The organism is Francisella sp. Scap27 (assembly GCF_013394105.1).
GTDB classification, from domain to species: Bacteria; Pseudomonadota; Gammaproteobacteria; order Francisellales; family Francisellaceae; genus Francisella; species Francisella adeliensis.
The window spans coordinates 813,198-836,310 of the sequence record NZ_CP041326.1 but is presented as its reverse complement, the minus strand read 5'-3'; the positions used below and the strand labels follow the sequence as shown (position 1 = coordinate 836,310).

The window sequence follows — 23,113 nt, the reverse complement described above, 5'->3', positions numbered from 1 at the left end:
TAGCCCAAAGATTATAGTTTATATTTGCCTATCCTGCAAGCCAAAATCTGGTCTAATTGGAAGAAATATACTTTTCTCTACGCACACTTTTAATACCAAACCCAGCATTTGTAAGCATTTCAAAGGATTGGTCAATCATGTTAGGGTTGCCGCAGATATATACAACGTCTGTTTCAGGATTTAGATTTAAGCTTTCAAATTGGTGCTGAACATATCCTGATATTTCATAATCCTTAAGATTTTCGATTTCACGGCTTAAACAAAGTTTGAAACTTATATTTGGGTGTTTATTTGCAAACTCGATAAAATCATTTTGGTATAAACCGTCTTTACGATATTGCACACCAAGCAATATATGAACCTCTGTATTATCAGCCCTTTCTAAAAGTTCTGGAAACATTGATTTATAAGGGACAATACCGGTACCAGTTCCAACAAGAACAATTTTTTTGACATCCTCATCTTTTAAGATAAGTCTACCAGCAGGGCCCATTGCTGGAGTTATATCACCTACTTGCATGTTGAAGAAAGCTTCAGAAGCAATACCACCTTTTACATATGTTATTGCTATTTCAAGTAATTCGTTATCAGTAGGAAGAGACCCTAAGCTATAGCTTCTTCGCTTAACTTTGCCATCTTCGCCATCAAATGTGAAAGTGATAAATTGTCCTGCAATAAAGTTTAATGGTTTCCCATCAGTTCTTTTAAATACTAGGTGTCTTACGGTATCTGTAATATCTTTAAAAGATACTAATTCTAATTCAAATCTTTCTATTGCCATATTAGCTCAATTAATGTGTATATTTGTAACAACACTAATTGTATAATAAATTTATCAAGATGATAAGTTTGTATTGTTAAAATATGCGTAAGCTTTTGTTGATGTTCGTTATTTTGCCATTGTTTGGATATGCGAGTATGACTCAAAAAGATTTTAAAGGTGTATATGCTGATCCAATAGTTCTAAGTGAAAAACAGCATACTTTCAATATTGATTTACCTGTTGATTCAACGGAAGGGTATAAGTGGTTCTTAGTATCTCCTGAATATGGTTATGTAAATGCAATAAGCTTTAAGCATGATAGTCTTGATGTTGAAAACTCAAAATGGGGTGGGGTTGATCGTTTTAAATTTAAAACAAAGCCGGAATTTGAAGATGTACCTCAGAAGATAGTTTTGAGATTTGAATGTTTTCAGCCTTTTAAGAAGAACGTGAAGCCTCTTGTAAAGAAAGTGGTAATATTGTCAAACTAAATTTAACAGGGAGTATATGTGTGTTATGAAAAAAATCTGGATATTGATCTTAAGTTTAAGTGTTTTTTCAAGTGTATTTGCAACAGGTAATTGCTCAGACAAGAAGTTTGATGATATTAAGTCTAAGGCTGTACAAATGGAAAAAGCTTGGGATGCTGCAGACTTAAAAAAAGTAGTATCTTTTTATGATAATGATTTTATTTATATGGGAGATGGCAAACTATATACAGATAAACAAGATGTTCTAAAACATTATGTTGATGGTTTTTCTACTGCCGCTGATGGTAAAAAAGATATGGGTAAAATAAAACTTAACTATCAGTATTGTCGTGAAATTGATGAAAAGCATCAATTAGTGGTCTTAGAGTTTGTATGGAATAGTCCAAGTGGCAAGGTTGTTAAGGGGCATGACTTACTCATTTGGGAGAAAGATAAAAAAAATGGTAATAAAATTATTGTAGATTTTCCTCAACAATAAGTAGTTTTTACTTTAATAATCAAATTTGGAGCTTAAATGTTTATGATTTTTTTAATGTTTGTGGTTTTTGTAACTATATTTTTACTAGCTTTTTCAGTCAATTTGGTTGAAACCCAGTCTGTGAATATAGTTGAGCGATTTGGTAAATTCGTTCGTATCCAAAAGGCTGGCCTTAATTTTAAGATTCCTTTTATTGAAAGAGTTGCTGGTCGTGTGAGTTTAAGAATACAGCAGTTAGATATAGTTGCTGAAACAAAAACTCGAGATAATGTTTTTGTGCATATGAAAGTTTCTGTACAGTTTCTAGTCGAAGAAGCGAAAGCTACAGATGCTTTTTATAAGCTTACTAATGCAAGAGCTCAAATGGAATCATATGTTTTTGATGTTATTAGATCATCATTGCCACGCATGAGTTTAGATGATTCTTTTGAAAATAAAGATAGTATTGCGATGGACATAAAAAAAGAGCTTTCAGAAGAGATGAGTAACTATGGTTATACGATTATCAAATCATTGGTTGTAGATATAAACCCTGAAGAAAATGTAAAACGCTCGATGAATGAAATTAACGCAGCTCAACGCCAACTAGAAGCTACAAAGGCAAAAGCTGAAGCTGATAAGATTGTAAAAATCAAAGAAGCTGAAGGTCAAAAAGAATCTATGAAGCTTTTAGGTGAGGGTATTGCTGAGCAGAGAAAAGCAATAGCTCGTGGTCTGCGTAAATCTATAGAGGATGTGAAAGAGGGTGCCGAAGATGGTATGTCTAATGAGTATGTATCTTCTCTTGTGATGATGTATCAGTACCTTGATACTCTTGAAAATATGACTAAGAATGGTAAATCTAATGTTATATTTACACCAAATTCGCCGAAGGGCTTTAATAATCTGTCAACTGAGATGATTAGTGCTTTATCTGCTGCTAAAGAACTGTAGCTGATCATAGGTGATATAATGAAATTCGGTATAGTATCTATTTTTCCTGAAATGTTTAAGGCTTTAGGTGATTTTGGCATCACATCTAGAGCATTTAAGCGATCTAAAGTTTCGATGAGTTTTTTTAATCCTCGTAGTTATACTACAGATAAGCACTCAACTGTCGATGATACTAGCTTTGGCGGTGGTGCTGGAATGGTTATGAAGTATCAGCCATTAGCCGATGCAATTACAGATGCAAAAAAGACTTTAGGTTGTAATGCAAAAGTAGTATACTTGTCACCTCAAGGTGGTGTCTTTAATCATACTAAGGCTTTAGAGCTTTTGAAAAATGATTCTTTGATACTTCTTTGTGGTAGGTATGAAGGGGTTGATGAACGCTTAATAGAAGATTATGTCGATGAAGAAATTTCTATCGGTGATTTTGTATTAAGTGGTGGTGAATTCCCTGCTATGTTAGTAATGGATAGCTTAATAAGGCTATTGCCAGATGTGCTGGGTAACAAAGATTCTTTGATAGAAGATTCTTTTTATGATGGTCTTTTAGATTATCCGCATTATACAAAACCTGCGGTATTACCTAATGGTAAATCAGCACCAGAAGTTTTGTTATCGGGCAACCATAAAAATATAGCAAAATGGAGGCGTAAACAAAAGTTAATAAGAACTTATGAACGTCGTAAAGATTTAATGAAGTGCCTATGCCTATCACCAGAAGATAAGCAATTATTGGAAGATAATAATAAAGATAAGGTAAGCACAAAAGGAGCAAAAAAATGAAAAACAAATTTGTAGAATTAGTAGAAAAAGAGCAGTATAGAACAGATCTTCCAGAATTTAATCCTGGTGACTCTATCACTGTAAATCTTTGGATTAGAGAAGGCGATAAGCAAAGAGTACAGGCTTTTAAAGGTTTTGTATTAAGAAAAAGAAATCGTGGTCTTCATTCTGCATTTACTGTAAGAAAGATGTCTTCAGGTATGGGTGTTGAAAGAACATTCCAAACTCATTCTCCATTGATCGATAGCATCACTGTAGAGAAAAGAGCTGATGTGCGTAGAGCTAAGCTTTACTACATGCGTGGTCTTACTGGTAAGGCTGCTAGAATTAAAGAAAAAGTATAATTCTAGGATCTTAGAGAGTGTCTGCTCATATAGATACTTTTCTAGACAATCTTTGGCTTGAGCACGGTCTTAGTCAAAACACTATCTCATCTTATCGAACTGATCTTAAATTTTTACAAAAATATTACACCAAGTTAGAAGTATCTAATCTTGGATTTGATCAGTTGTATGCGTTTATATCTTATCGTTCTCGTAAAGGTTATAGTGCTCGCTCTAATGCTCGTATGATATCAACAATGAGAAAATTCTATGGATGGCTACTTGCTTCTAAAGAGATTTCTCAAGATCCAACTATTAAACTTACATTGCCAAAACTTGCGAAAAGTTTACCAAAAGATATGACAGAAGATGATATAGAAAAGCTTCTTCAAGCTCCTGACTTGACTGTAGATGTGGGTATTAGAGATAAAGCAATGCTAGAACTGATGTACGCAACAGGTCTACGGGTTAGTGAGTTGGTAGGTCTTAATCTTGATGATATGGATACTAATATAGGTGTGATTCAAGTTATAGGCAAAGGCTCAAAAGAGCGCATAGTACCTATTGGTGAATATGCACATGAGTATTTAGATAAATATTTAGTTGAAGTTCGCCCAAATCTTGTAACTGGATTTAAAGAGCAAGCAGTATTTATAAGTAAACACTTTAAGAGGATTACACGACAATCTTTTTGGCATCGGATAAAAAATTATGCTTTATCTGCTGGAATAAGTACAGATATATCGCCACATACACTTCGTCATGCTTTCGCTACACATCTTTTAAATCATGGTGCAGATTTGCGTTCTGTGCAAATGTTGTTGGGGCATAGTAGTGTATCTACAACGACAATCTATACACATATCTCACAAAATAGGCTCCAAAAGATTTATCAAAAGCATCATCCACGAGGCTAATAAGAAAATATGAATATGGGTAAGTTTTATGCTTTTTCTAAGAGGATAGTTAAATTAAAGGCAGGAAAAAGGTTCTATTTGCTACATAGGTATTCTCGAAGAAAGTTATCAAGTCCTTTGCTTTCATTAGTATCAATAATATTTTCTTGTGTAGCGTTTATACTTGGGTTAATTATGTTATTTATGCCAGGACCTGGATTATTTTTTATCTGTTTATCTCTCCTACCATTTATAGCAATAAGTAATCGCTTTGCTAAGCTGCTAGATAAAGTAGAAATTGCTTTTAGGAAAAAGTTTGAAAAATATAAAGTAGATAAGAAAAAGCGTAGTAAATAATCTTTTCTAGGAATTTTATGTCTGAAAAGTTTAAACTAATGCATCAGAAAATTATTGTTGATATAATACCTATGAATTTCACATATCTTTTCTTATAAAAAATTGGAGTAAAAATGAATATCCTAAGTGTAGATTACTATGCAGAAAATGCAGCTAAAGATTTTACAACATCATTAAAAGAAACGGGTTTTGCTGTTTTAAAAACGCATCCAATTGACTGGAATCTTATTCAAACTGTTTACAAAGAATGGCAGGATTTTCTAAAGTCTGGTGAAGCTGATAAATATCTTTTTGATAAAGAGAATCAAGATGGATATTTTCCTAAAGATGTATCGGAAGTTGCTAAGGGTGAAAAGGTTAAAGATATTAAACACTTTTACCATTTGTACTTTCCTAATGGTAGATACCCTAATGAAGTTAGTAATGCCGCTAGAGAAATGTATCAAGCAATGATAGCACTTGGTGAAACGCTACTTGAGTGGATTGATAAGCATATGAATCCAGAGGTTGCTAGTAAACTATCACAAAGGCTTAAAGATACTTTATCTCCAGAAAATACACTGTTAAGAATACTTCATTATCCTGCTCTAGAAGGTGATGAGGAAGTTGGTGCTGTAAGAGCTGCAGCACATGAGGATATAAACCTTATCACGCTGTTACCTATAGCATCTTCACCAGGTTTGCAGGTTTTATCTCCAGTAACAGATCAATGGTATGATGTGCCATGCGATAGTGAGTCTATAATTGTAAATATCGGTGATATGCTACAGGAAATGACTAATGGTGAATATATAGCGACTAAGCATAGGGTTGTTAAGCCAGAGAGCGAAACAAAAAATATTGATAGAGTATCTACACCATGTTTTATTCATGCAAAGTCTGAAACTTATTTGTCAGAAAAATACTCAACTGCAGAATTATTTTTAAATGAAAGACTTAAAGAGTTGGGGTTAAAATAAAAAGATATGACTAAGCTTGAAGTTATTGATTATTATGAGGGTGGTGCTCATGAACAAGAGATATCTTGTATCCTAGAACAAGCTCGGGATATTGTGAATTCTGTGGATATATTAGAGAAAACTGCTTTAGTTTTAGATATTGATGAGACATCTTTGAATCATTATAAGGCTTTAAAAGAATATGATTTCCCTCAAGGTGATAATCATAAAGTTTGGAATGAATGTATATTTGCAGATACGGGTACGCCAATTCAAGCTACTTTAGATTTCTATAAATTTTGTTTAGACAAAGGGCTGAAAGTTTTTTTTGTAAGTGCGAGGGTTGCTGATAGTATTGATGTTACTAAATTAGCTCTAAAAGATGCAGGCTATACCCAGTTTGAAGATGTGTTTGTGTTTCCAAAAGAAATTACTAATTACAACCCTGATCAGTTTACAAATTTCAAATCAGAACGACGAGCTTATATTGAATCTTTGGGGTTTAAGATATTGATATCTGTAGGTGATCAGCCTTCAGACTTAATAGGTGGATTTACAAAATACACTTGCGAATTGACAAATTATCTTTATGGTAATAAGTCGGTTTTTGTTGATTGCTGACTATTCAGTTTTAGTTCTTTAATGAAAAGCTTGACCTTTGATGGTACATATCTTTTACTTGGGTACAATGCATAAACACTTCTTTTCTCAATACTATAATCATTTAAGATGTGAATTAAACTTCCTTGCTTAAGTTCTTCCTCAACAGCAAATTTAGGCATCATTGCTATTCCTTGATCTAAAAGTAGAGCTTTTTTAATTGCTTGTATACTGTCAATAGATAGTTTACTATTCACTTTGATTGATTCTACCTTATTATCTTTTTTAAATTCCCAAAAGTCTTGGTTGTGTAGATTGTTATCAACAATTAATGATTGATCCAAAAGATCTGCTGGTATTTTTATGATTTTATTGGTTTTTAAATATTTAGCTGATGCACAAGTAATCACATCGTTATCCATGAGTTTTACAGATATGAGGTTTAAGTCGCGATTCACAAAGTTCCCAGATCTAATTGCAACATCAAAACCTTCTGTAAACAAATCCATAACTTTATTGTTTAGGCATAAGTTGATGCTTATATCTGGATGTTTATCTCTAAAACTACATATGCTAGGCATTAAATACATTTCAGTAAGTGAGCTAGGTGCTAGTACATTTAATGTACCTGTTAGGTTTTCTTTATCTTCATAAATTGAATTATTGATATTCAAAATCTCATCAGCTAGCGGAACACAACGACTATAATACGTTTGCCCAACTGATGTTAGACTAATAGATCTTGTTGTTCTATTTAGTAGCTGAGAGTTTAAATGTTTTTCTAGGTTTGCAATGTAGCGACTGACTAGAACTTTTGACAAGTTTAATCTTTTTGCTGCGGCAGTAAAGCTTTTCTCTTCTACCACGGCTCTAAATGCTTTAATGCATGTTAGTATATCTATCATAATCATTATTGTTTCATAAATGTATACATTGTATCAACAATACGGGGCATTGTTTACATAAAAGTACATGTTAATATTTCTCATGTAAACAAACAAGAACATGAGGAAATATAAATGAGTGATAATTTGAGTAAAGTTAAAGAGTATTTTAAATATTGTGTTGATGGTAAGCAGACTAATCTAATACCAAAATATTTTCATGAAAATGTAGTGATACATCGCCCAGACTGTAGTGCACCTTTAATAGGTTTAGATATTTTTGAGAAATCATTAAGAGGATGTGTAACAGATCGTTATGAAACTATAAATACTACATTTCAAAAAGAAATTGTTTCTGGTAATGAAGTTGTTGTAGCATTAACTCATTTTGCAACAGGATCAAACACTTGGAAAGGCCATGAAGTTAGTGGGAAAGATGTTCAATGGACTAGTCTTACTTATTTTAAATTTGATAATGATGGATTTATTATAGAGGAAATAGTTGAAAGAAATGAGTTGGCAATGGCTGAACAATTAGGCATTTTAGTTATTTAGATATAGATATTTTCTATTTTATTTAAAAGGAGCGATTATTTTTGGAAACTTTAAGGAATTTGGTCCAAAAGATGAAAGCAGCTCTTAAAGTCATTAATAAACCGATTTTGATTTAAATATTAAGAAGTTACCTAAGAATATTAGTATGGCACAAATGATTAGTAGTATTATGCTAATGCTTTGATCAAATAGTATAAATGCAAAAAGTGGTCCCCATATAATATATGTAATGTTTAGTGACATTGCTAGAGTAACATCTGAAAATTTAAATGCTTGCATATACGCAAGGTCAGCAACATAGCCAATAATACCAACAGCTGCCATTAGTAGTAAGACATTAACGCTAACAGTAGGAATTATTATCAGGGTAAAGGGTAAGAAAATCACAATAGTCGATAACTTACGTAAGAATAAAAGGGTGTTTGGTGAGACGTCAGCATTTAAAACCATTTTATAAATTACACCTTCTAATCCCCAAAATATAGCTGCAAGTATTGCAAAGGTTAAGCCTAGAAGACCATTTGCATGATCAAAAAGACCATTGTAAGCTGTAAGTGTAATACCAACTACAACGATTAAAAACCCAGTGATTTTAAGTGAGCTGAGACTTTCTTTGAGGAAAATCCTAGCCCCAATCATTCCAACTGCTGGGTAACAAGATGAGATAATTATTGCCGTTCCTGTTGAGATGTCTCTAGTTGAAAGCATATACATCGTCATGGCTAAGCCACCTAAGAGGGGAATACAGCAGATGCTTATAAACTGCCATAGTTTTAGGTCTTTAGCTTTTTTTACTGATGATTTTGATACTACGCTAACAGTGGCAGCTACGCCTAAGTCATGAATTGATGTGAGCCACATTGATACTAAAAAAGTCATGGCTAGAAGTGTATGGATTTGTCCGGCTAGTGTATAGTCTAATCCCCAAAATACTCCTGACATTGTCCCAAATATGAAAGCTCGCTTTTTACATTGCATATATCTTTAACTGATTGTAGTAAATAATTTTAATTAGTAACGATAGAGCATATAATAGTAGTTTACAAGCTTATATAACAATAAATATATATAGGTGGATATAATATTGATTTTTATATTTAGATTAATGATAATCAAAGGTTGGTTATAGTGATAATAATAATGTTTATTAAGGGTTAAAGATGAAGACTTATAAAAGTTTCATAAATGGTAAATTTATTGATAATAAATCAGGAAACACGTTTGATGTAGTAAATCCTGCTACTGGTGACGTGATTTACAAGATGCAAGAAGCTGATGATTTTGTAATTGATTTGGCAATAAAGTCATCTCAAGAAGCATTTAAAAAATGGTCATCCTTACCCCAGATAGAAAGAACAAGGCTGCTACAAAAAGTGGCAAATCATTTGCGTAAAAAAAATGATGAATTAGCAAAAGTTGAGGTTTTAGATACAGGTAAGCCTTTACAAGAAGCTATAGAAGTAGATATTCAAACAGGTGCAGATGCTATTGAGTACTTTGCTAACCTTGCTCATAGTACTACAGGTACTCAACAACAAGTAGGAGATGATTTTTTCTATACTCGTCGTGAACCATTAGGCATAGCTTTAGGTATAGGGGCATGGAATTATCCACTACAGATTGCTTGTTGGAAAGCGGCACCTGCATTAGCTAGTGGTAATGTGATGATATTTAAGCCATCAGAAGAGACTCCGTTAGGAGCTATAAAGCTTGCAGAAGTTTTCATCGAAGCGGGTATGCCTGCAGGTGTATTTAATGTAGTACAAGGTGCAGCTGAGGTTGGTAAGGCTTTAGTAAATGTTCCAGAGATAGAAAAGGTTTCATTCACAGGTGAGGTTGGTACTGGTAAAAAAGTGATGTCAGCGGCAGCAGCAAGCTTAAAAGAAGTGACAATGGAGCTAGGTGGTAAGTCACCATTGATAGTTTTTGATGATGCAAATATCGATGAAGCTGTAACAGCTGCTATGCTTGGGAATTTCTACACACAAGGTGAGGTTTGTACAAACTGTACGCGAGTATTTGTCCATGAGAATGCTTATGAGCAGTTTATCGAAAAGTTAGTTAAACGCACAAAAGAGAATATCATTGCTGGTGATACTCTTGATATGAATACAAATTTTGGTGCATTGATTAGTAAAAAGCACATGGAGCTAGTACTTGGCTATATCGAAACAGGTAAAAAAGAAGGTGCTAAACTTCTAACTGGTGGTCAAAGAATAAGTTCATTAAACGGTTACTTTGTAGAGCCGACTATATTTGCTGATTGTACGGATGATATGACTATCGTTAAAGAAGAGATATTTGGTCCTGTGATGAGTATCTTAAAATTTAGTAGTGAAGATGAGGTTATTTCTCGTGCAAATGACACTAAGCTAGGCCTTGCTGCAGGGGTCTTTACAAATGATATTCGCAAAGCTCATAGAGTAATTCATCAGATAGAAGCAGGAATCTGCTGGATAAATGCGTATGGAGCTTCGCCAAGCGAGATGCCTGTGGGTGGTTATAAGTTATCTGGTGTGGGTCGTGAGAATGGTATAGAAGCCTTAAATCATTATACTCAAACTAAATCTATATATGTGGGAATGGCGAAATTAGAAGGCCCATTTTAAATGTCAAAAAAATACGACTATATAATCGTAGGGGCAGGCTCAGCGGGTTGTGTACTAGCAAATAGACTTAGCGAAAATCCTGATGCAAGTGTGCTACTTATAGAAAGTGGTGGAAGTGATAAAAGTATATTTATAAAAATGCCGACAGCTCTTTCATACCCAATGAATACCGAAAAATACGCTTGGCAATTTCATACTGTGAAAGAGAGATATCTTGATAATCGTATAATGCATTGTCCGCGTGGTAAGGTTTTAGGTGGCTCATCATCTATCAATGGTATGGTTTTTGTTCGTGGGCATAAAAAAGATTTTGATGAATGGCAAGAGCATGGTGCAAATGGTTGGAATTATGGTAATTGCCTACCGTATTTTAAAAAAATGGAAAGTTACTATGCTGGTGGTAATGAGTACCGTGGTGCAACAGGACCGATAACTGTCACTAATGGTAACAATATGACTAATCCACTGTACACAGCGTTTATAGATGCTGGTGTGCAAGCCGGCTACCCTAAAGTTGATGATTATAACGCTAAAGAACAATACGGCTTTAGTCCGATGCAAATGACTGTTAAAAATGGTGTCAGATGCTCTACAAGTCATGCTTATTTAGATCCTATAAAAAATCGAGAAAATTTAACTATACTTACTAAGGCAACCACTCAAAAAGTTATTTTTGAAGGTAAAAAAGCTATTGGAGTAGAGATAAATCGTAAAGGTAATATCGAAGTAGTCAGAGCTCAAAAAGAAGTGATTTTAAGTGCAGGCTCAATCGGCTCACCTCATCTGTTGCAAGTATCTGGTATAGGCGATAAGAGAGAGTTAGTTGCTGCAGGAATTGAAGTTATTCACAACTTACCTGGTGTAGGTAAAAATTTACAAGACCATTTAGAGTTTTATTTTCAGTTTAAATGCAAAAAGCCAATTACGCTAAATGGCAAGATAGACTTATGGTCAAAGTTTAAAATTGGTGTAAATTGGATATTACGCAAAAAAGGTTTAGGTATTACAAATCATTTTGAAGCGTGTGCATTTATACCATCTAGTTTGAGTGATGAGAGTTGGCCTGATATTCAGTATCATTTCTTACCTGCGGCAATGCGATATGATGGTAAAGCTGCTTTTAAAGGACATGGTTTCCAAGTTCATGTGGGTCAAAATAAGCCTAAAAGCACAGGTTATATAAGAGCATTATCAGCAGATATAAACAATGCTCCAGAAATTAGATTTAATTACTTACAGCATCCTGATGATGTGATCGGTTTTAGAGATTGTGTGAAGCTTACGCGTAAAATCATCAATCAACAGGCATTTGATGAATATCGTGGTGATGAGATTCAGCCTGGTAGTAGTGTACAGTCTGAAGAAGAGATAGATGCTTTTGTACGAGCAAATGTCGAGAGTGCTTATCACCCATCTTGTACTTGTAAGATTGGTTTTGATGAGATGGCAGTAGTTGATGAAAATCTAAAGGTTCACGGTCTGGAAAATATTCGAGTGGTAGATTCTTCAGTATTTCCAACTATACCAAATGCCAATCTAAACGCTCCGACTATTATGGTTGCTGAGAGAGCTGTTGATATTATTATTCAATAAGTAATTTTAAAGGTTTTATTAGTTACCCTAATCCTTTGTTAAGCTTATTTAGTTATTCTAATTTCTCTTATAATAGTTTATATTTTAATTATGTTGTTCATTCAGTAAATCATTATAAATGTCCCAGAAACAAGTTAAGTTATCTAATATGATTGCCTATGGATCAGGCGATTTTTTTGGTGGAGGAGCATTTACCATACTTGGTTTATGGCTTATGTATTTTTATACTAATGTTGCCGGATTATCTCCTGCAGAGGCTGGAATGATTGTAGCTATTGGTCGTGGACTTGATGTGTTTGCTGACCCTATTATGGGGTATGTTTCTGATAACTGGCGTGGACCCATTGGTCGAAGAAGATTTTTCTTTGTGGTAGGAGCCCCTTTAGTATTGGTTTTTGCTTTACTTTGGTTGCCGGGCCTTAGCTTTTGGTATTATTTGTTTGGGTATATTGCATTTAATTTCATATTCACAATGATCCAAGTACCTTATGAAACACTTGCAGCTGAGATGAGTGATGACTATAAAATTCGTTCAAAAATGACTGGTATTAGGATGCTGTTCTCACAAAGCTCAAATATTGTGGCTGGATTTTTACCTGCAGCAATTATGTACTTTTTTGCTAGTGAGCAGACCTCTTTTGCTATTATGGGTATAATCTGTGCAATTTTGTTTATGCTTCCATGGTTCTTTGTATATAAATATACTTGGGAAAGAGATGTTGTGATTTCAAAGAAACTAGATACAACTCTTTTGGGTGAGTTTAAAAACATTTTTAAAAATATATTTTCAACTCTTAAAGTGCGAGCTTTTAGGCTTACTCTATTGATGTATATAGGAGCTTTTGTTGCTCTAGATGTGTTTGGTGCTAGTTTCGCGTATTACTTTACCTTTATTCTTCACTATAATATTAGTTCTGCTTCAATTATCTATACTTGCTTTTCAGTTATACAAGTTATCTCTGTACCTATATTTGCATTTTTATGTATAAGATTGGGTAGTGTGATGAGCTATAGATTAGCTGTTTGTTGTTTAATTTTTAGTATGTTAAGTTTTATAATTATACCTACTTTTAGTCCAGTAGTTGCTTTTGTTGCATTTGTGTTGATAGTTTTTGTTTTAGGATTTGCACGAGCTGGATGCTATTTTACTCCCTGGAATATCTATAATTTTATTGCAGATATAGATGAGGCTCTTACGACCCAAAGGCGTGAAGGTACTTTTGCTAGTACAATGACAGTTTCGCGTAAACTAGTCCAAGCTTTAGCTTTTGCTTTAGTTGGTTTTACTTTATCCATATTTGGTTTTGAAGCTGGTCAAACTGTACAGTCATCTACAGCATTATTGGGTGTGAATTTATGTTTTGTAGGAGGAACTATATTCTTTTGTGTGGTGGGAGCTATTGCAGCATCTAGGTTTAGACTAAATCAAACTAAGCATACTATTTTGGTGTTAGAGTTAGAAAGATTGAGAGCTGGCGGTAATCTTACTGAAGCACCTTTAGATGCAATTAAAGTTGTCGAAGAACTTACAGGCTGGGAGCATAAACAGACCTGGGGAAATAACTCAGTAGCTATAAATTAATCTTTAAATGGGGAGTGTCGATGCTAAATATTTGTACATTTAGGCTCAAGGAAGTTAGAGAAAACTCTGTAGAACTAGAGTTGGTTGAAAAAGCTATATTTGTTAAAGTTTTTGTTTTAGAGGAAAATATCTTTAGAGTATTATTTACTAAGTCAAATAAGCTAGAACTTGCGAAGACATGGTCAATTACAAGGGGTGATATACCATTTGAAGGTGTTGATAGACTAGATACTTCTAGTTTTAGTTGTCCGGATTTCAATGTTGATTTGGATGATGGGTTACTGACAATAGAAACTAATGAACTAAGAGCAGAAATAAAGCTACAAGGATTACATTTTACTTGGTATAAGAAGGATTTGAAAAACTGGGTTAAAATATCTGAAGATCTTAATACACAGGCTTATAACTTAGGTTTTTGGTCTGATAGAGGAGCTTATCATGCTATAAAGAAAGATCCTGATTGGAGGTTTTTTGGTTTAGGTGAGAAGGCTGGTGAGCTTAATCGTGATAAAAAACGCTACGAAATGAAGTCTATCGATCCAATGGGCTATGATGCAGAAAGTTCAGATCCCTTGTATAAACACATTCCTTTTTTTATAACTCACAATTCAAAACAAAAAACATCCTTTGGTCTTTTTTACGATAATTTAAGTGATAGTGCTTTTAATTTTGGCAAAGAAATAGATAATTATCATGGGCCATATATCAGTTATGAGGCAAAAGCTGGAGATCTAGATTATTATTTTATTGCTGGAGAAAAGATAGCAGAAGTAACAGAAACATTCAGCCGAATAACAGGTAAGACAATTCTTCCGCCATATTGGAGTTTGTATTATTCTGGTTCAACAATGACTTATACTGATTTACCTGATGCACAACATCAAATGTCAAATTTCATAGATGATTGTCAGCAGTATAATATCCAATGTGGATCATTTCAGCTAAGTTCTGGTTACACTTCGATTGGAGATAAGCGCTATGTTTTCAATTGGAATGATACAAAATTTCCAGATGTGTCAAAATTCACTAAACATTATAGTGATAATGGCATAAAGCTCTGTGCAAATATTAAACCATGTTTACTTCAAGATCACCCTAAATTGGGCGAGATTAAAAGCTTTAATGGTCTGATAAATAATGAGCAATACAAACAGCCTGAGCTTGTACAGTTTTGGGATGAGCTTGGGTATTATCTTGATTTTACGAATCCTAAAACTATTGATTGGTGGCAAGATAATGTTACAAAACAATTGTTAGAAAAAGGTATAGAGTCAACTTGGAACGATAATAATGAGTTTGAAGTCTATAACGGTGAAGCGAGCTGTAATGGTTTTGGTAATAAAATATCTATAAAGCATATTAAACCAGTTCAAGCTTTACTTATGACAAAAGCAAGCTATGAAGCACAATTGAAATTTACTCCTAATAAACGACCTTATCTTATAACCAGATCAGGCTGTGCAGGTTTGCAAAGATATGCACAAACATGGACAGGTGATAACCGCACTGAGTGGAAAACTCTTAAATATAACCTTGAGATGGCAAAAGGTCTATCACTATCTGGAATTTACAATTTTGGTCATGATATAGGTGGTTTTAGTGGGCCAGCTCCTGACTTGGAGTTGTTTGTTCGTTGGGTCCAACATGGTATTTTTTATCCTAGGTTTACTATACATTCTTGGAATGATGATGAATCTGTGAATACTCCATGGATGCATTTAAAGGGATTACCAATAATCCAAAAAGCCTTTAGTTTACGTAATGAAATAATACCTTATATTTATCAGTTATGTTACCAAGCTCATGCAAATGCTAAGCCAATTATTAAGCCAACTTTTTATGACTTTGAAGAAGATGAGAAAACTTTCGAAGCTAATCAAGATTTTATGGTTGGAGATTTGCTGATTGCAAACATTCTAGAAAAAGATGCAAAAATCAGAGAAGTTTATTTACCGAAAGATTCTCATTGGTATGATTATTATACTGGAGAGGTTTTTGCAGGTGGACAAACCATAAAAGTAGATGTAAGTCTTGAAAGTATCCTCGTGTTTGTCAGAGAAGGAGCCGTTATCTCTATTAATAAATTAACTGCCGGCTTTAATAACTTTGAAAAAGATATAGCATACAAAATTTATCCAAGTTTAAGTGAGAGCATAACAACGCATAACATCTATATAGATGATGGTAAAACTAATGAATATCTTGATGGAGAAAATGGTATTTTGCTAATTGAAGTTGCTAATAATGATGGTATGCTAGAAGTAGAATGGCACTATAAGGGTTGTGATAAATTTAAGGTGTTAGATTTAGAAACTATAAATATGAATAAGGATTTAAAATACAATGTTTGATGTGAGTAATCTAAAGAATTGTAGTCTACCAAGTTATGATAAGTCGCAATTAAAAGCCGGTATTTTACACATAGGAATAGGAGCTTTTCATCGAGCTCATCAAGTATGTTATATTGATAAGCTTTTAAATTTGGGTGATAAAGAGGCACTTAAGTGGGGTTATATAAGTGGGACTATCCGAACTAATCAAAAATTGATTAATGATTTAAAAGAGAATGATTGCCAATATATCCTTTCAGCTAATTCAGAGTCAGGTACGACTAATAGTGTTATTGGAGCTTTAAAAGATGTCTACTTCGCAGGTGAAGGCCACTCCGATGAACTTATAAAATATATAGCAACATCTGATATCAAAATTATTACATATACTGTTACAGAAAAAGGGTACTTTGTTGATTTATCAACTCAGAAACTAAACTTACTAGATGATGAAATAATTTATGATATCGAGAATTTTAACTCACCTAAGACGGCAATAGGGATAACAGTAGCGGGCTTGCATGCGAGAAAGCAGCAAAATGCTGGGGCAATCACACTTTTGAGTTGTGATAACATGCCAAATAATGGAGCAATTTTAAAGCAAGCAATTTTAGATTTCGCATATAAAATAGATAAAGAGCTTGCTACATGGATAGAAAAAAATTGTACTTTTCCTAGTTCAATGGTAGATAGAATCGTTCCTGCAGTTACTGATGAAACTCTTGAAAACATCGAAAAACTTGTAGGTATGAGAGATAAGTCTGCAATATCTACTGAAGAGTTTAGTCAGTGGGTGATAGAAGATGACTTTGCAAATGGTAGACCTAGTCTTGAAAAAGTAGGCGTCGAATTTGTGAAGGATATTGAGCCTTTTGAAAAGTTAAAGCTTACCATGCTAAACGGTAGCCATAGTTTGATTGCCTATTTAGGTGCTTATGCTGGGTTAAAGACAGTTGATGATGTAATAACAAACAAAGGATTTTATAACTTTATAAAAAAATATATGCTTGAAATAGCAGCACCATTAGTTGATGGTTTACCTAAAGAAGTCTCTACAACTGATTATGCGGATAAGCTTTTACATAGATTTGCAAATCCACATCTAAAACATAGGACTGAACAAATAGCGATGGATGGATCTAAAAAAGTTCCACAAAGGTGGTTGGGTTCGCTGGAGTATCTTTTAGATAATAATCGTAATTATGATATCTTAGCTATAGGGTTGGCAGGTTGGATTTTATTCTGTGGTGGTCGTGATGAAAATGATAATTTACTACAAGTAAGTGACCCGTTACAAGAAAAATATCAAGGAATATATGCTCAAAATAGCTCAACTAAAGACATTGTAAAAGGCTTTTTAGCTATTGACAGTATCTTTACTGAAAAACTTATTAAAGATAGCAATCTTGTAGATAAAGTAGAATTTTTTATAATAGAAATAAAAAATAATGGTGTTATAAAAACTCTTTCAAAAGTAGGAGAATAGAATGATAGAGTCATGGAGATGGTTTGGACCAAATGATCCTGTATGTATAGAAGATATTATGCAAACTGGCGTTACAGATATTGTTACAGCTTTACACCATATTCCAAATGGTGAAGTTTGGCCAATTGAAGATATAAAAAAACGACAGCATGAAGTTGAGAACTCTTCTAAGTTAGGTAAGACAAATCTGACTTGGTCAGTTGTTGAAAGTGTACCGATTCATGAGGATATAAAAAAAGGTAAATCAAGCCGAGATAAGCTAATTGAGAACTATTGTCAAAGTATAAGAAATCTTGCTCAATGTGGTATTAAACTGGTTATTTATAATTTTATGCCAGTGCTTGATTGGACACGTACAGATCTTGGTAAGCAGACAGCAACAGGTGCAAAAACACTTTCTTTTGATGAGGTAGCATTTGCAGCATTTGATATTCACATCCTTAAGAGAGCTGGGGCAAAAAATGCTTATAAGACTAGTGTAGTATCTCAAGCAAAAGAGTATTTTGATAACATGAGTCAAAAGCAGATTGATGGTTTGACAGCTAATATAATCGCGGGTTTACCTGGAGCAGAAGAGAGTTTTTCATTAGAGCAATTTCAAGCAGCTTTAGATGAGTATGAAAATGTCACAAAAGAAGTTTTACGTGAGAATTTGGTTTATTTCTTAGAGAAAGTAATACCCGTAGCTGAAGAAGTTGGAGCTAAATTAGCTATTCACCCAGATGATCCTCCATTTGAATTATTCGGTTTACCAAGAATTATCAGTACTATAGAAGACTATGATTGGTTGTTTGAAAACATGCCATCTATGGCAAATGGAATTACATTTTGTGCAGGGTCTCTAGGTTCAAGATGGGATAATAACCTACCACTTATGGCAAAGAAAATTGGTAAAAGAATATATTTCACTCATTTAAGAAATGTTGCTTTAGATCCAGATAACCGTAGCTTCTATGAAGCAGAGCACCTTTGTGGTAATACAGATATGTATGCACTTATCAAAGAAATTTTAAAGGTTGAGCAAACAGGACAAGATGTATATATGCGACCTGATCATGGTCAACAAATGCTTAGTGATTTAGATAAAAAAACTAATCCAGGTTATTCATGCATAGGTAGGATGAAAGGTCTAGCAGAAGTGCGTGGAGTAGCTTATGCTGTGAAAAGAGAATTAAAAAATGCATAGTAAACTTTTAGCTATAGGAGAATGTATGCTTGAGCTTAGTGGTAATATGCAACTAGGTTCACAAACAAAGCTAAATTTTGGTGGAGATGTTTTAAATACAGCAGTTTATTATGCAAGGCTTGGTGGTAGCGTATCATTTTTAACGGCAATGGGGCAAGATGATTTTTCTAATCAAGTAATAAAAGCTTGGGATGATGAAAATATTGATACTAAAACAGTACTACAGCTACAAAATAGAGTTCCTGGATTATATGCTATTCAAACTGATGAGAAAGGTGAAAGAAGTTTTCATTACTGGCGTGAAGAAGCTCCGATTAAAGATTTGTTTAACTACTTAGATAAAAATATTTTAGTAGCTCTTACAAATCAATATAAATATATTTATTTCTCTGGGATATCTATATCACGATGGGATGTAAAGCAACTTGAAGTCTTTAGTAATTGGCTTAAGCAATTTAGGGAAAACTCACAAGATAAAGAAATTATCTTTGATTTAAATTATCGTCCTAGATGTTGGGGTGATACTCAACAAGCTAAAGAATACTTAGCTAAAATATTACCATTTGTAACTACAGTTATTACAACTTTTGATGATGAACAGTTACTTTTTGATGATATTGACTATACTCAAACTCTAGAGAGATATATCAAGCACAATGTAGGTACTATTATAATAAAACATGGTAGTAATCCGACTATTGTTTTAAATGATAATGATGTCACAAAACTTACACCATTAAATATCTCAAACCCAACAGATACAACAGCTGCAGGCGATAGCTTTAATGCAGCATTTTTAGCATCTATTGAAAATGGTATGAGTATGCTAGAGTCAATTAAATTTGCTCAAGAATTTGCTGCAGAAATTATTCAGCATCGAGGAGCCATTATAGATAAACAATATACTATAAAATATACCCAGAAGTTACAGGAGCTATCAAAATGCATTTAGAAAAAATTTTAGAAGATAATCAACTAATCCCCGTAGTTTCAGCAGATACAATAGAGGAAGCTAATTTAGTTTTAGAAAAGTTGCGAGCTAAAAAGATAAAAATAGTCGAATTCACATTACGAACTCCAAATGCTTTTGATGTGATAGAGCAAATTAAAAAAGAAAATAGAGATTTTGTAATAGGAATTGGAACTATTGTGACTATAGAGCAGTTTCGTAAGGCAAGATTTTTAGAAGTTGATTTTTATGTATCTCCAGGGTCAAATGTCGAGCTTTTAGAGTTTGCAAGAGAGCATAATCTTGACTACCTTCCTGGAGCAGTTACACCATTTGAAATTATGACAGCAATACAGTACCGCTTTAAGATAATTAAATTTTTCCCAGCCGAGGCTATGGGAGGTGTTAAGTTGCTTAAAAACTATAGCAGTGTATTTTCTGATATCAAATTTTGTGCTACAGGAGGTATTACTGCTTCTAACCAACAAGAATATTTAGATCAAAAGAATATTATAGCAATCGGAAGTTCATCACTAATCTAAAGGGAGTGAGTAATGTTAGATGAAAATGTTTTAATGCCTACAGATAAGCAAACAAGAGGTTTAGCTTTAGAAATATATAATCATATTAAAGAGTTGCCAATCATTAGCCCACATGGACATACAGATCCAGCGTGGTTTGATGAAAATAAGCCTTTTGAAAATCCTGTAGAGCTTTTGATTAAGCCTGATCATTATATTTTTAGAATGTTTTATTCTCAAGGGTTACGACTAGAGGATTTCGGTATAGATCGCAAAGATGGTAAGCAAGTAGAAACTGATCCAAGAAAAATATGGCAAAAAGTCGCAGAAAACTGGTATTTGTTTCGAGGTACTCAAGTTGGCTTATGGTTTGATGCCCAACTAAAAGATGTATTTGGTTTTGATAAATCATTTACTCCAGTAACAGCTGATGAGTTATATGATCACATAGATAATTGTTTAAAACAGAAAGAATTTTTGCCTAGAGAGATCTGTAAAAAATTTAATATAAAAGCAATTGCTACAACAGATGATGTTGGTGATGATTTACAGCATCATAAAAATATCGCAAAATCTAATTTTGATTGTAAAATTGTACCAACATTTAGACCTGATAGTGTTACTAATCCTGAGCTACACCCAGTTCATAAGAACATAAAAAAACTAGCAAAAAAACTAAATACTAAGATAGATACTTATAGTGATTTTCTAAAAATATTAGCAGAACGAAGAGAGTTCTTTAAAGCAAATGGTGCAACAGCTTCAGATCATGGAGTAACTGTGCCAGAGACTTATGATCTTAATAAATCGGAATGTAAAGATTTGTTTAAGAAAATAATTTCAAATACAGCTACTGATACTGAGAAAAGAATTTTTAGTGGTCAAATGCTTACTGAAATGGCAAAAATGGCAACAAATGATGGTCTTGTAATGCAAATTCATGCAGGTGTGTTTAGGAACCATAATCAGTCAATACAGCGTAAGTTTGGTAATGATAAAGGATGTGATATTCCTGTGAAATGTGACTATGTAAATGGTTTACATCCACTTCTTACAAAAGTAGGTAATAATCGCAATTTTAAAGTGGTTTTATTTACAATGGATGAAACTGTGTATACCCGTGAGTTAGCACCACTTGCAGGGCATTATCCTAGTGTGTTTCTAGGTCCACCATGGTGGTTTAATGACTCTCCTGAAGGTATGAAAAGATTTCGTTATGCTGTGACAGAGGTTGCAGGTTTTTATAACTGCTCTGGATTTATTGATGATACTAGGGCATTACTTTCTATACCAGTAAGGCATGACATAGCTCGTCGTGTAGATGCTACTTATTTAGCTGAGATGGTTTTAGCAGGTAGATTATCAAAAACAGATGCATTTGAAGTAGCTTATGATTTGACTTATACACAAAATATTAAGGTTTTTAATTTTGATAGATTGGTGGAGACAAAAAATGCAAACTAAAAAGTCTACTAAACTATATGTTTTGGTGATTGTAGCTGTTGCTGCAATTGGAGGATTATTGTTTGGTTTTGATACATCTATCATAGCTGGTGCAACACCGTTTATCCAAAAAGAGTTTACGGCACAAAACTGGCAGATTGAAATGGTTGTGAGTTTCTGTGTGTTAGGAGCGTTCTTTGGTGCTATTTTAAGCGGATTTTTTACAGATAGATTCGGTAGAAAGCGTGTAATGATAGCTACAAGTCTGCTTTTTATTGTTGGTACCTTAGTTGCAGCATTTGCACCAAATATAGAAATACTAGCATTTGGTAGGTTTTTACTTGGATCTGCAATTGGTGTAGCATCTTATGCTGTACCGTTATTTATAGCAGAAGTAGCTCCAGCGAGTAAAAGAGGTTCTTTAGTGTTGTGGAATGGTGCATTCCTTACTGGGGGGCAGGTTATAGCATTTGGAGTTAACTATTCACTTACAGCAAGTGGTGATTGGCGAATGATGATTGCTACAGGTCTTGTGCCTGCTGTAATGTTATTTGTAGGTATGTGTTTTATGCCTTATTCACCTAAATGGTTATTTTCTAAAGGTAGGAAAGTAGAGGCTCGTGAGACATTAACAAAGATTCGTGAAACAGAGCAAGATGTATCAGAAGAGTTAAATGCTATTCAAGATAACTTGGAGAAATCAACTAAAGCAAAATTTTCTGCTATTTTTAATAAAAAAGTACGACCTGTACTTTATATTGGTTTAGCTTTGGGTATATTTCAGCAGTTTTTTGGTATTAATACAGTTATGTACTATGGCCCTCATATTATGTCTAGTATTGGTTTTGAGGGTGATGAGACGAACATGCTTATGACTTTATCTCTAGGACTTGTAAATTTTGTGGCAACTATTGTAACTATTATGTTTATAGATAAGCTTGGTAGAAGAAGGTTCTTATTAATTGGTTCAGCAATGGCTGCTATAAGCTTATTTTCTATGATTTATCTACTAAAAGATACTTCAAATGGTTCTACAGCAGTTTTAGCTTTGATTTGTCTGTTAGTTTATATTATTGGTTACTGCGTAAGTGTGGGTTCATTATTCTGGTTGATAATTTCAGAGATATTCCCATTAAATGTTCGCGGATCTGCTATGAGTTTTGTAGCATCTATTCAGTGGTTAGCAAATTTTGTAGTAGCAGCAACTTTCTTAAGTATATTGACAACCCTAGGTGTTTCATTCACATTTGGAATATATGCATGTGTAGCCACACTAGCTTTTGTTATTACATACTTTTTTGTGCCAGAAACAAAGGGTGTACATCTTGAAACTATTGAAAATAACCTCAATAGAGGTGTATCAACTAGGCACCTGGGTGTAGAAGATTATCAAATTGTGAAAAGTATTTAAAGGAG

The 23,113-nt window shown here is 33.7% G+C and carries 23 protein-coding genes; 20 read left to right on the top strand and 3 right to left on the bottom strand.

What is annotated here, in order from left to right:
• Nucleotides 1-52: 52 nt before the first annotated feature.
• Nucleotides 53-781 (bottom strand): ferredoxin--NADP reductase, encoded by a 729-nt coding sequence (locus FLM55_RS03985; protein WP_178948151.1) that lies wholly within the window; start codon nucleotides 779-781, stop codon nucleotides 53-55.
• A gap of 137 nt (nucleotides 782-918) precedes the next feature.
• Between FLM55_RS03985 and FLM55_RS03980 the strand changes: the two genes are divergently transcribed.
• From FLM55_RS03980 to FLM55_RS03940, 9 genes are all read left to right on the top strand, one after another.
• The gene (locus FLM55_RS03980) at nucleotides 919-1,254 is read left to right on the top strand and encodes a hypothetical protein (RefSeq protein WP_256868921.1); all 336 of its coding nucleotides are present in this window, start codon (nucleotides 919-921) and stop codon (nucleotides 1,252-1,254) included.
• A gap of 25 nt (nucleotides 1,255-1,279) precedes the next feature.
• Complete coding sequence (locus FLM55_RS03975) at nucleotides 1,280-1,732, top strand: nuclear transport factor 2 family protein (protein ID WP_178948149.1); 453 nt, start codon at nucleotides 1,280-1,282, stop codon at nucleotides 1,730-1,732.
• Nucleotides 1,733-1,774: 42 nt separating this feature from the next.
• Nucleotides 1,775-2,665: an SPFH domain-containing protein gene (locus tag FLM55_RS03970; protein ID WP_373193972.1), complete on the top strand. Its 891-nt coding sequence runs from the start codon at nucleotides 1,775-1,777 to the stop codon at nucleotides 2,663-2,665.
• Between the two features lie 18 nt (nucleotides 2,666-2,683).
• Nucleotides 2,684-3,445, top strand: coding sequence for a tRNA (guanosine(37)-N1)-methyltransferase TrmD (gene trmD / locus FLM55_RS03965; protein ID WP_178948147.1), 762 nt, complete (start codon nucleotides 2,684-2,686; stop codon nucleotides 3,443-3,445).
• On the top strand, nucleotides 3,442-3,789 hold the full coding sequence (gene rplS / locus FLM55_RS03960; protein ID WP_112869448.1) for a 50S ribosomal protein L19: 348 nt from the start codon (nucleotides 3,442-3,444) through the stop codon (nucleotides 3,787-3,789). Before trmD ends, rplS begins: the two co-directional genes overlap by 4 nt.
• Nucleotides 3,790-3,806: 17 nt before the next feature.
• The gene (gene xerD, locus FLM55_RS03955; protein WP_178948146.1) at nucleotides 3,807-4,685 is read left to right on the top strand and encodes a site-specific tyrosine recombinase XerD; all 879 of its coding nucleotides are present in this window, start codon (nucleotides 3,807-3,809) and stop codon (nucleotides 4,683-4,685) included.
• A gap of 9 nt (nucleotides 4,686-4,694) precedes the next feature.
• Complete coding sequence (locus FLM55_RS03950) at nucleotides 4,695-5,021, top strand: hypothetical protein (protein ID WP_256868920.1); 327 nt, start codon at nucleotides 4,695-4,697, stop codon at nucleotides 5,019-5,021.
• Between the two features lie 113 nt (nucleotides 5,022-5,134).
• Nucleotides 5,135-5,980, top strand: coding sequence for an isopenicillin N synthase family oxygenase (locus FLM55_RS03945; RefSeq protein WP_178948145.1), 846 nt, complete (start codon nucleotides 5,135-5,137; stop codon nucleotides 5,978-5,980).
• Between the two features lie 6 nt (nucleotides 5,981-5,986).
• The gene (locus FLM55_RS03940; protein ID WP_178948144.1) at nucleotides 5,987-6,580 is read left to right on the top strand and encodes an HAD family acid phosphatase; all 594 of its coding nucleotides are present in this window, start codon (nucleotides 5,987-5,989) and stop codon (nucleotides 6,578-6,580) included.
• Here FLM55_RS03940 and FLM55_RS03935 read toward each other — a convergent pair.
• Complete coding sequence (locus FLM55_RS03935) at nucleotides 6,547-7,464, bottom strand: LysR family transcriptional regulator (RefSeq protein WP_178948143.1); 918 nt, start codon at nucleotides 7,462-7,464, stop codon at nucleotides 6,547-6,549. The genes FLM55_RS03940 and FLM55_RS03935 overlap by 34 nt on opposite strands.
• A 114-nt stretch (nucleotides 7,465-7,578) precedes the next feature.
• Between FLM55_RS03935 and FLM55_RS03930 the strand changes: the two genes are divergently transcribed.
• A complete protein-coding gene (locus FLM55_RS03930) occupies nucleotides 7,579-7,998 on the top strand; it encodes an ester cyclase (protein ID WP_178948142.1) in 420 nt (139 codons plus the stop codon).
• Between the two features lie 93 nt (nucleotides 7,999-8,091).
• Here the strand turns inward: FLM55_RS03930 and FLM55_RS03925 are convergent, their stop codons facing one another.
• A complete protein-coding gene (locus FLM55_RS03925; protein WP_112869455.1) occupies nucleotides 8,092-8,976 on the bottom strand; it encodes a DMT family transporter in 885 nt (294 codons plus the stop codon).
• Nucleotides 8,977-9,158: 182 nt separating this feature from the next.
• Between FLM55_RS03925 and betB the strand changes: the two genes are divergently transcribed.
• The 10 genes from betB (at nucleotide 9,159) to FLM55_RS03875 (ending at nucleotide 23,108) form a co-directional block, all read left to right on the top strand.
• On the top strand, nucleotides 9,159-10,607 hold the full coding sequence (gene betB / locus FLM55_RS03920; RefSeq protein WP_178948141.1) for a betaine-aldehyde dehydrogenase: 1,449 nt from the start codon (nucleotides 9,159-9,161) through the stop codon (nucleotides 10,605-10,607).
• Complete coding sequence (gene betA / locus FLM55_RS03915) at nucleotides 10,608-12,200, top strand: choline dehydrogenase (RefSeq protein WP_178948140.1); 1,593 nt, start codon at nucleotides 10,608-10,610, stop codon at nucleotides 12,198-12,200.
• 118 nt (nucleotides 12,201-12,318) lie between these two features.
• The gene (locus FLM55_RS03910; RefSeq protein ID WP_178948139.1) at nucleotides 12,319-13,782 is read left to right on the top strand and encodes an MFS transporter; all 1,464 of its coding nucleotides are present in this window, start codon (nucleotides 12,319-12,321) and stop codon (nucleotides 13,780-13,782) included.
• Nucleotides 13,783-13,802: 20 nt separating this feature from the next.
• Nucleotides 13,803-16,133: a TIM-barrel domain-containing protein gene (locus FLM55_RS03905; protein WP_178948138.1), complete on the top strand. Its 2,331-nt coding sequence runs from the start codon at nucleotides 13,803-13,805 to the stop codon at nucleotides 16,131-16,133.
• Entirely contained in the window at nucleotides 16,126-17,598 is a 1,473-nt protein-coding gene (locus FLM55_RS03900; protein ID WP_178948137.1) for a mannitol dehydrogenase family protein, read from the top strand. The genes FLM55_RS03905 and FLM55_RS03900 overlap by 8 nt, the downstream gene beginning before the upstream one ends.
• A gap of 1 nt (nucleotide 17,599) precedes the next feature.
• The gene (gene uxuA, locus FLM55_RS03895; RefSeq protein WP_178948136.1) at nucleotides 17,600-18,784 is read left to right on the top strand and encodes a mannonate dehydratase; all 1,185 of its coding nucleotides are present in this window, start codon (nucleotides 17,600-17,602) and stop codon (nucleotides 18,782-18,784) included.
• Nucleotides 18,777-19,736, top strand: coding sequence for a sugar kinase (locus tag FLM55_RS03890; RefSeq protein ID WP_178948135.1), 960 nt, complete (start codon nucleotides 18,777-18,779; stop codon nucleotides 19,734-19,736). The genes uxuA and FLM55_RS03890 overlap by 8 nt, the downstream gene beginning before the upstream one ends.
• Nucleotides 19,727-20,275 (top strand): bifunctional 4-hydroxy-2-oxoglutarate aldolase/2-dehydro-3-deoxy-phosphogluconate aldolase, encoded by a 549-nt coding sequence (eda, locus tag FLM55_RS03885; protein ID WP_178948134.1) that lies wholly within the window; start codon nucleotides 19,727-19,729, stop codon nucleotides 20,273-20,275. The genes FLM55_RS03890 and eda overlap by 10 nt, the downstream gene beginning before the upstream one ends.
• A gap of 12 nt (nucleotides 20,276-20,287) precedes the next feature.
• Nucleotides 20,288-21,718, top strand: a complete 1,431-nt coding sequence (uxaC, locus tag FLM55_RS03880) for a glucuronate isomerase (RefSeq protein ID WP_178948133.1) — start codon at nucleotides 20,288-20,290, stop codon at nucleotides 21,716-21,718.
• Nucleotides 21,708-23,108 (top strand): sugar porter family MFS transporter, encoded by a 1,401-nt coding sequence (locus tag FLM55_RS03875; protein ID WP_178948132.1) that lies wholly within the window; start codon nucleotides 21,708-21,710, stop codon nucleotides 23,106-23,108. The genes uxaC and FLM55_RS03875 overlap by 11 nt, the downstream gene beginning before the upstream one ends.
• The last annotated feature ends 5 nt before the right edge of the window (nucleotides 23,109-23,113 follow it).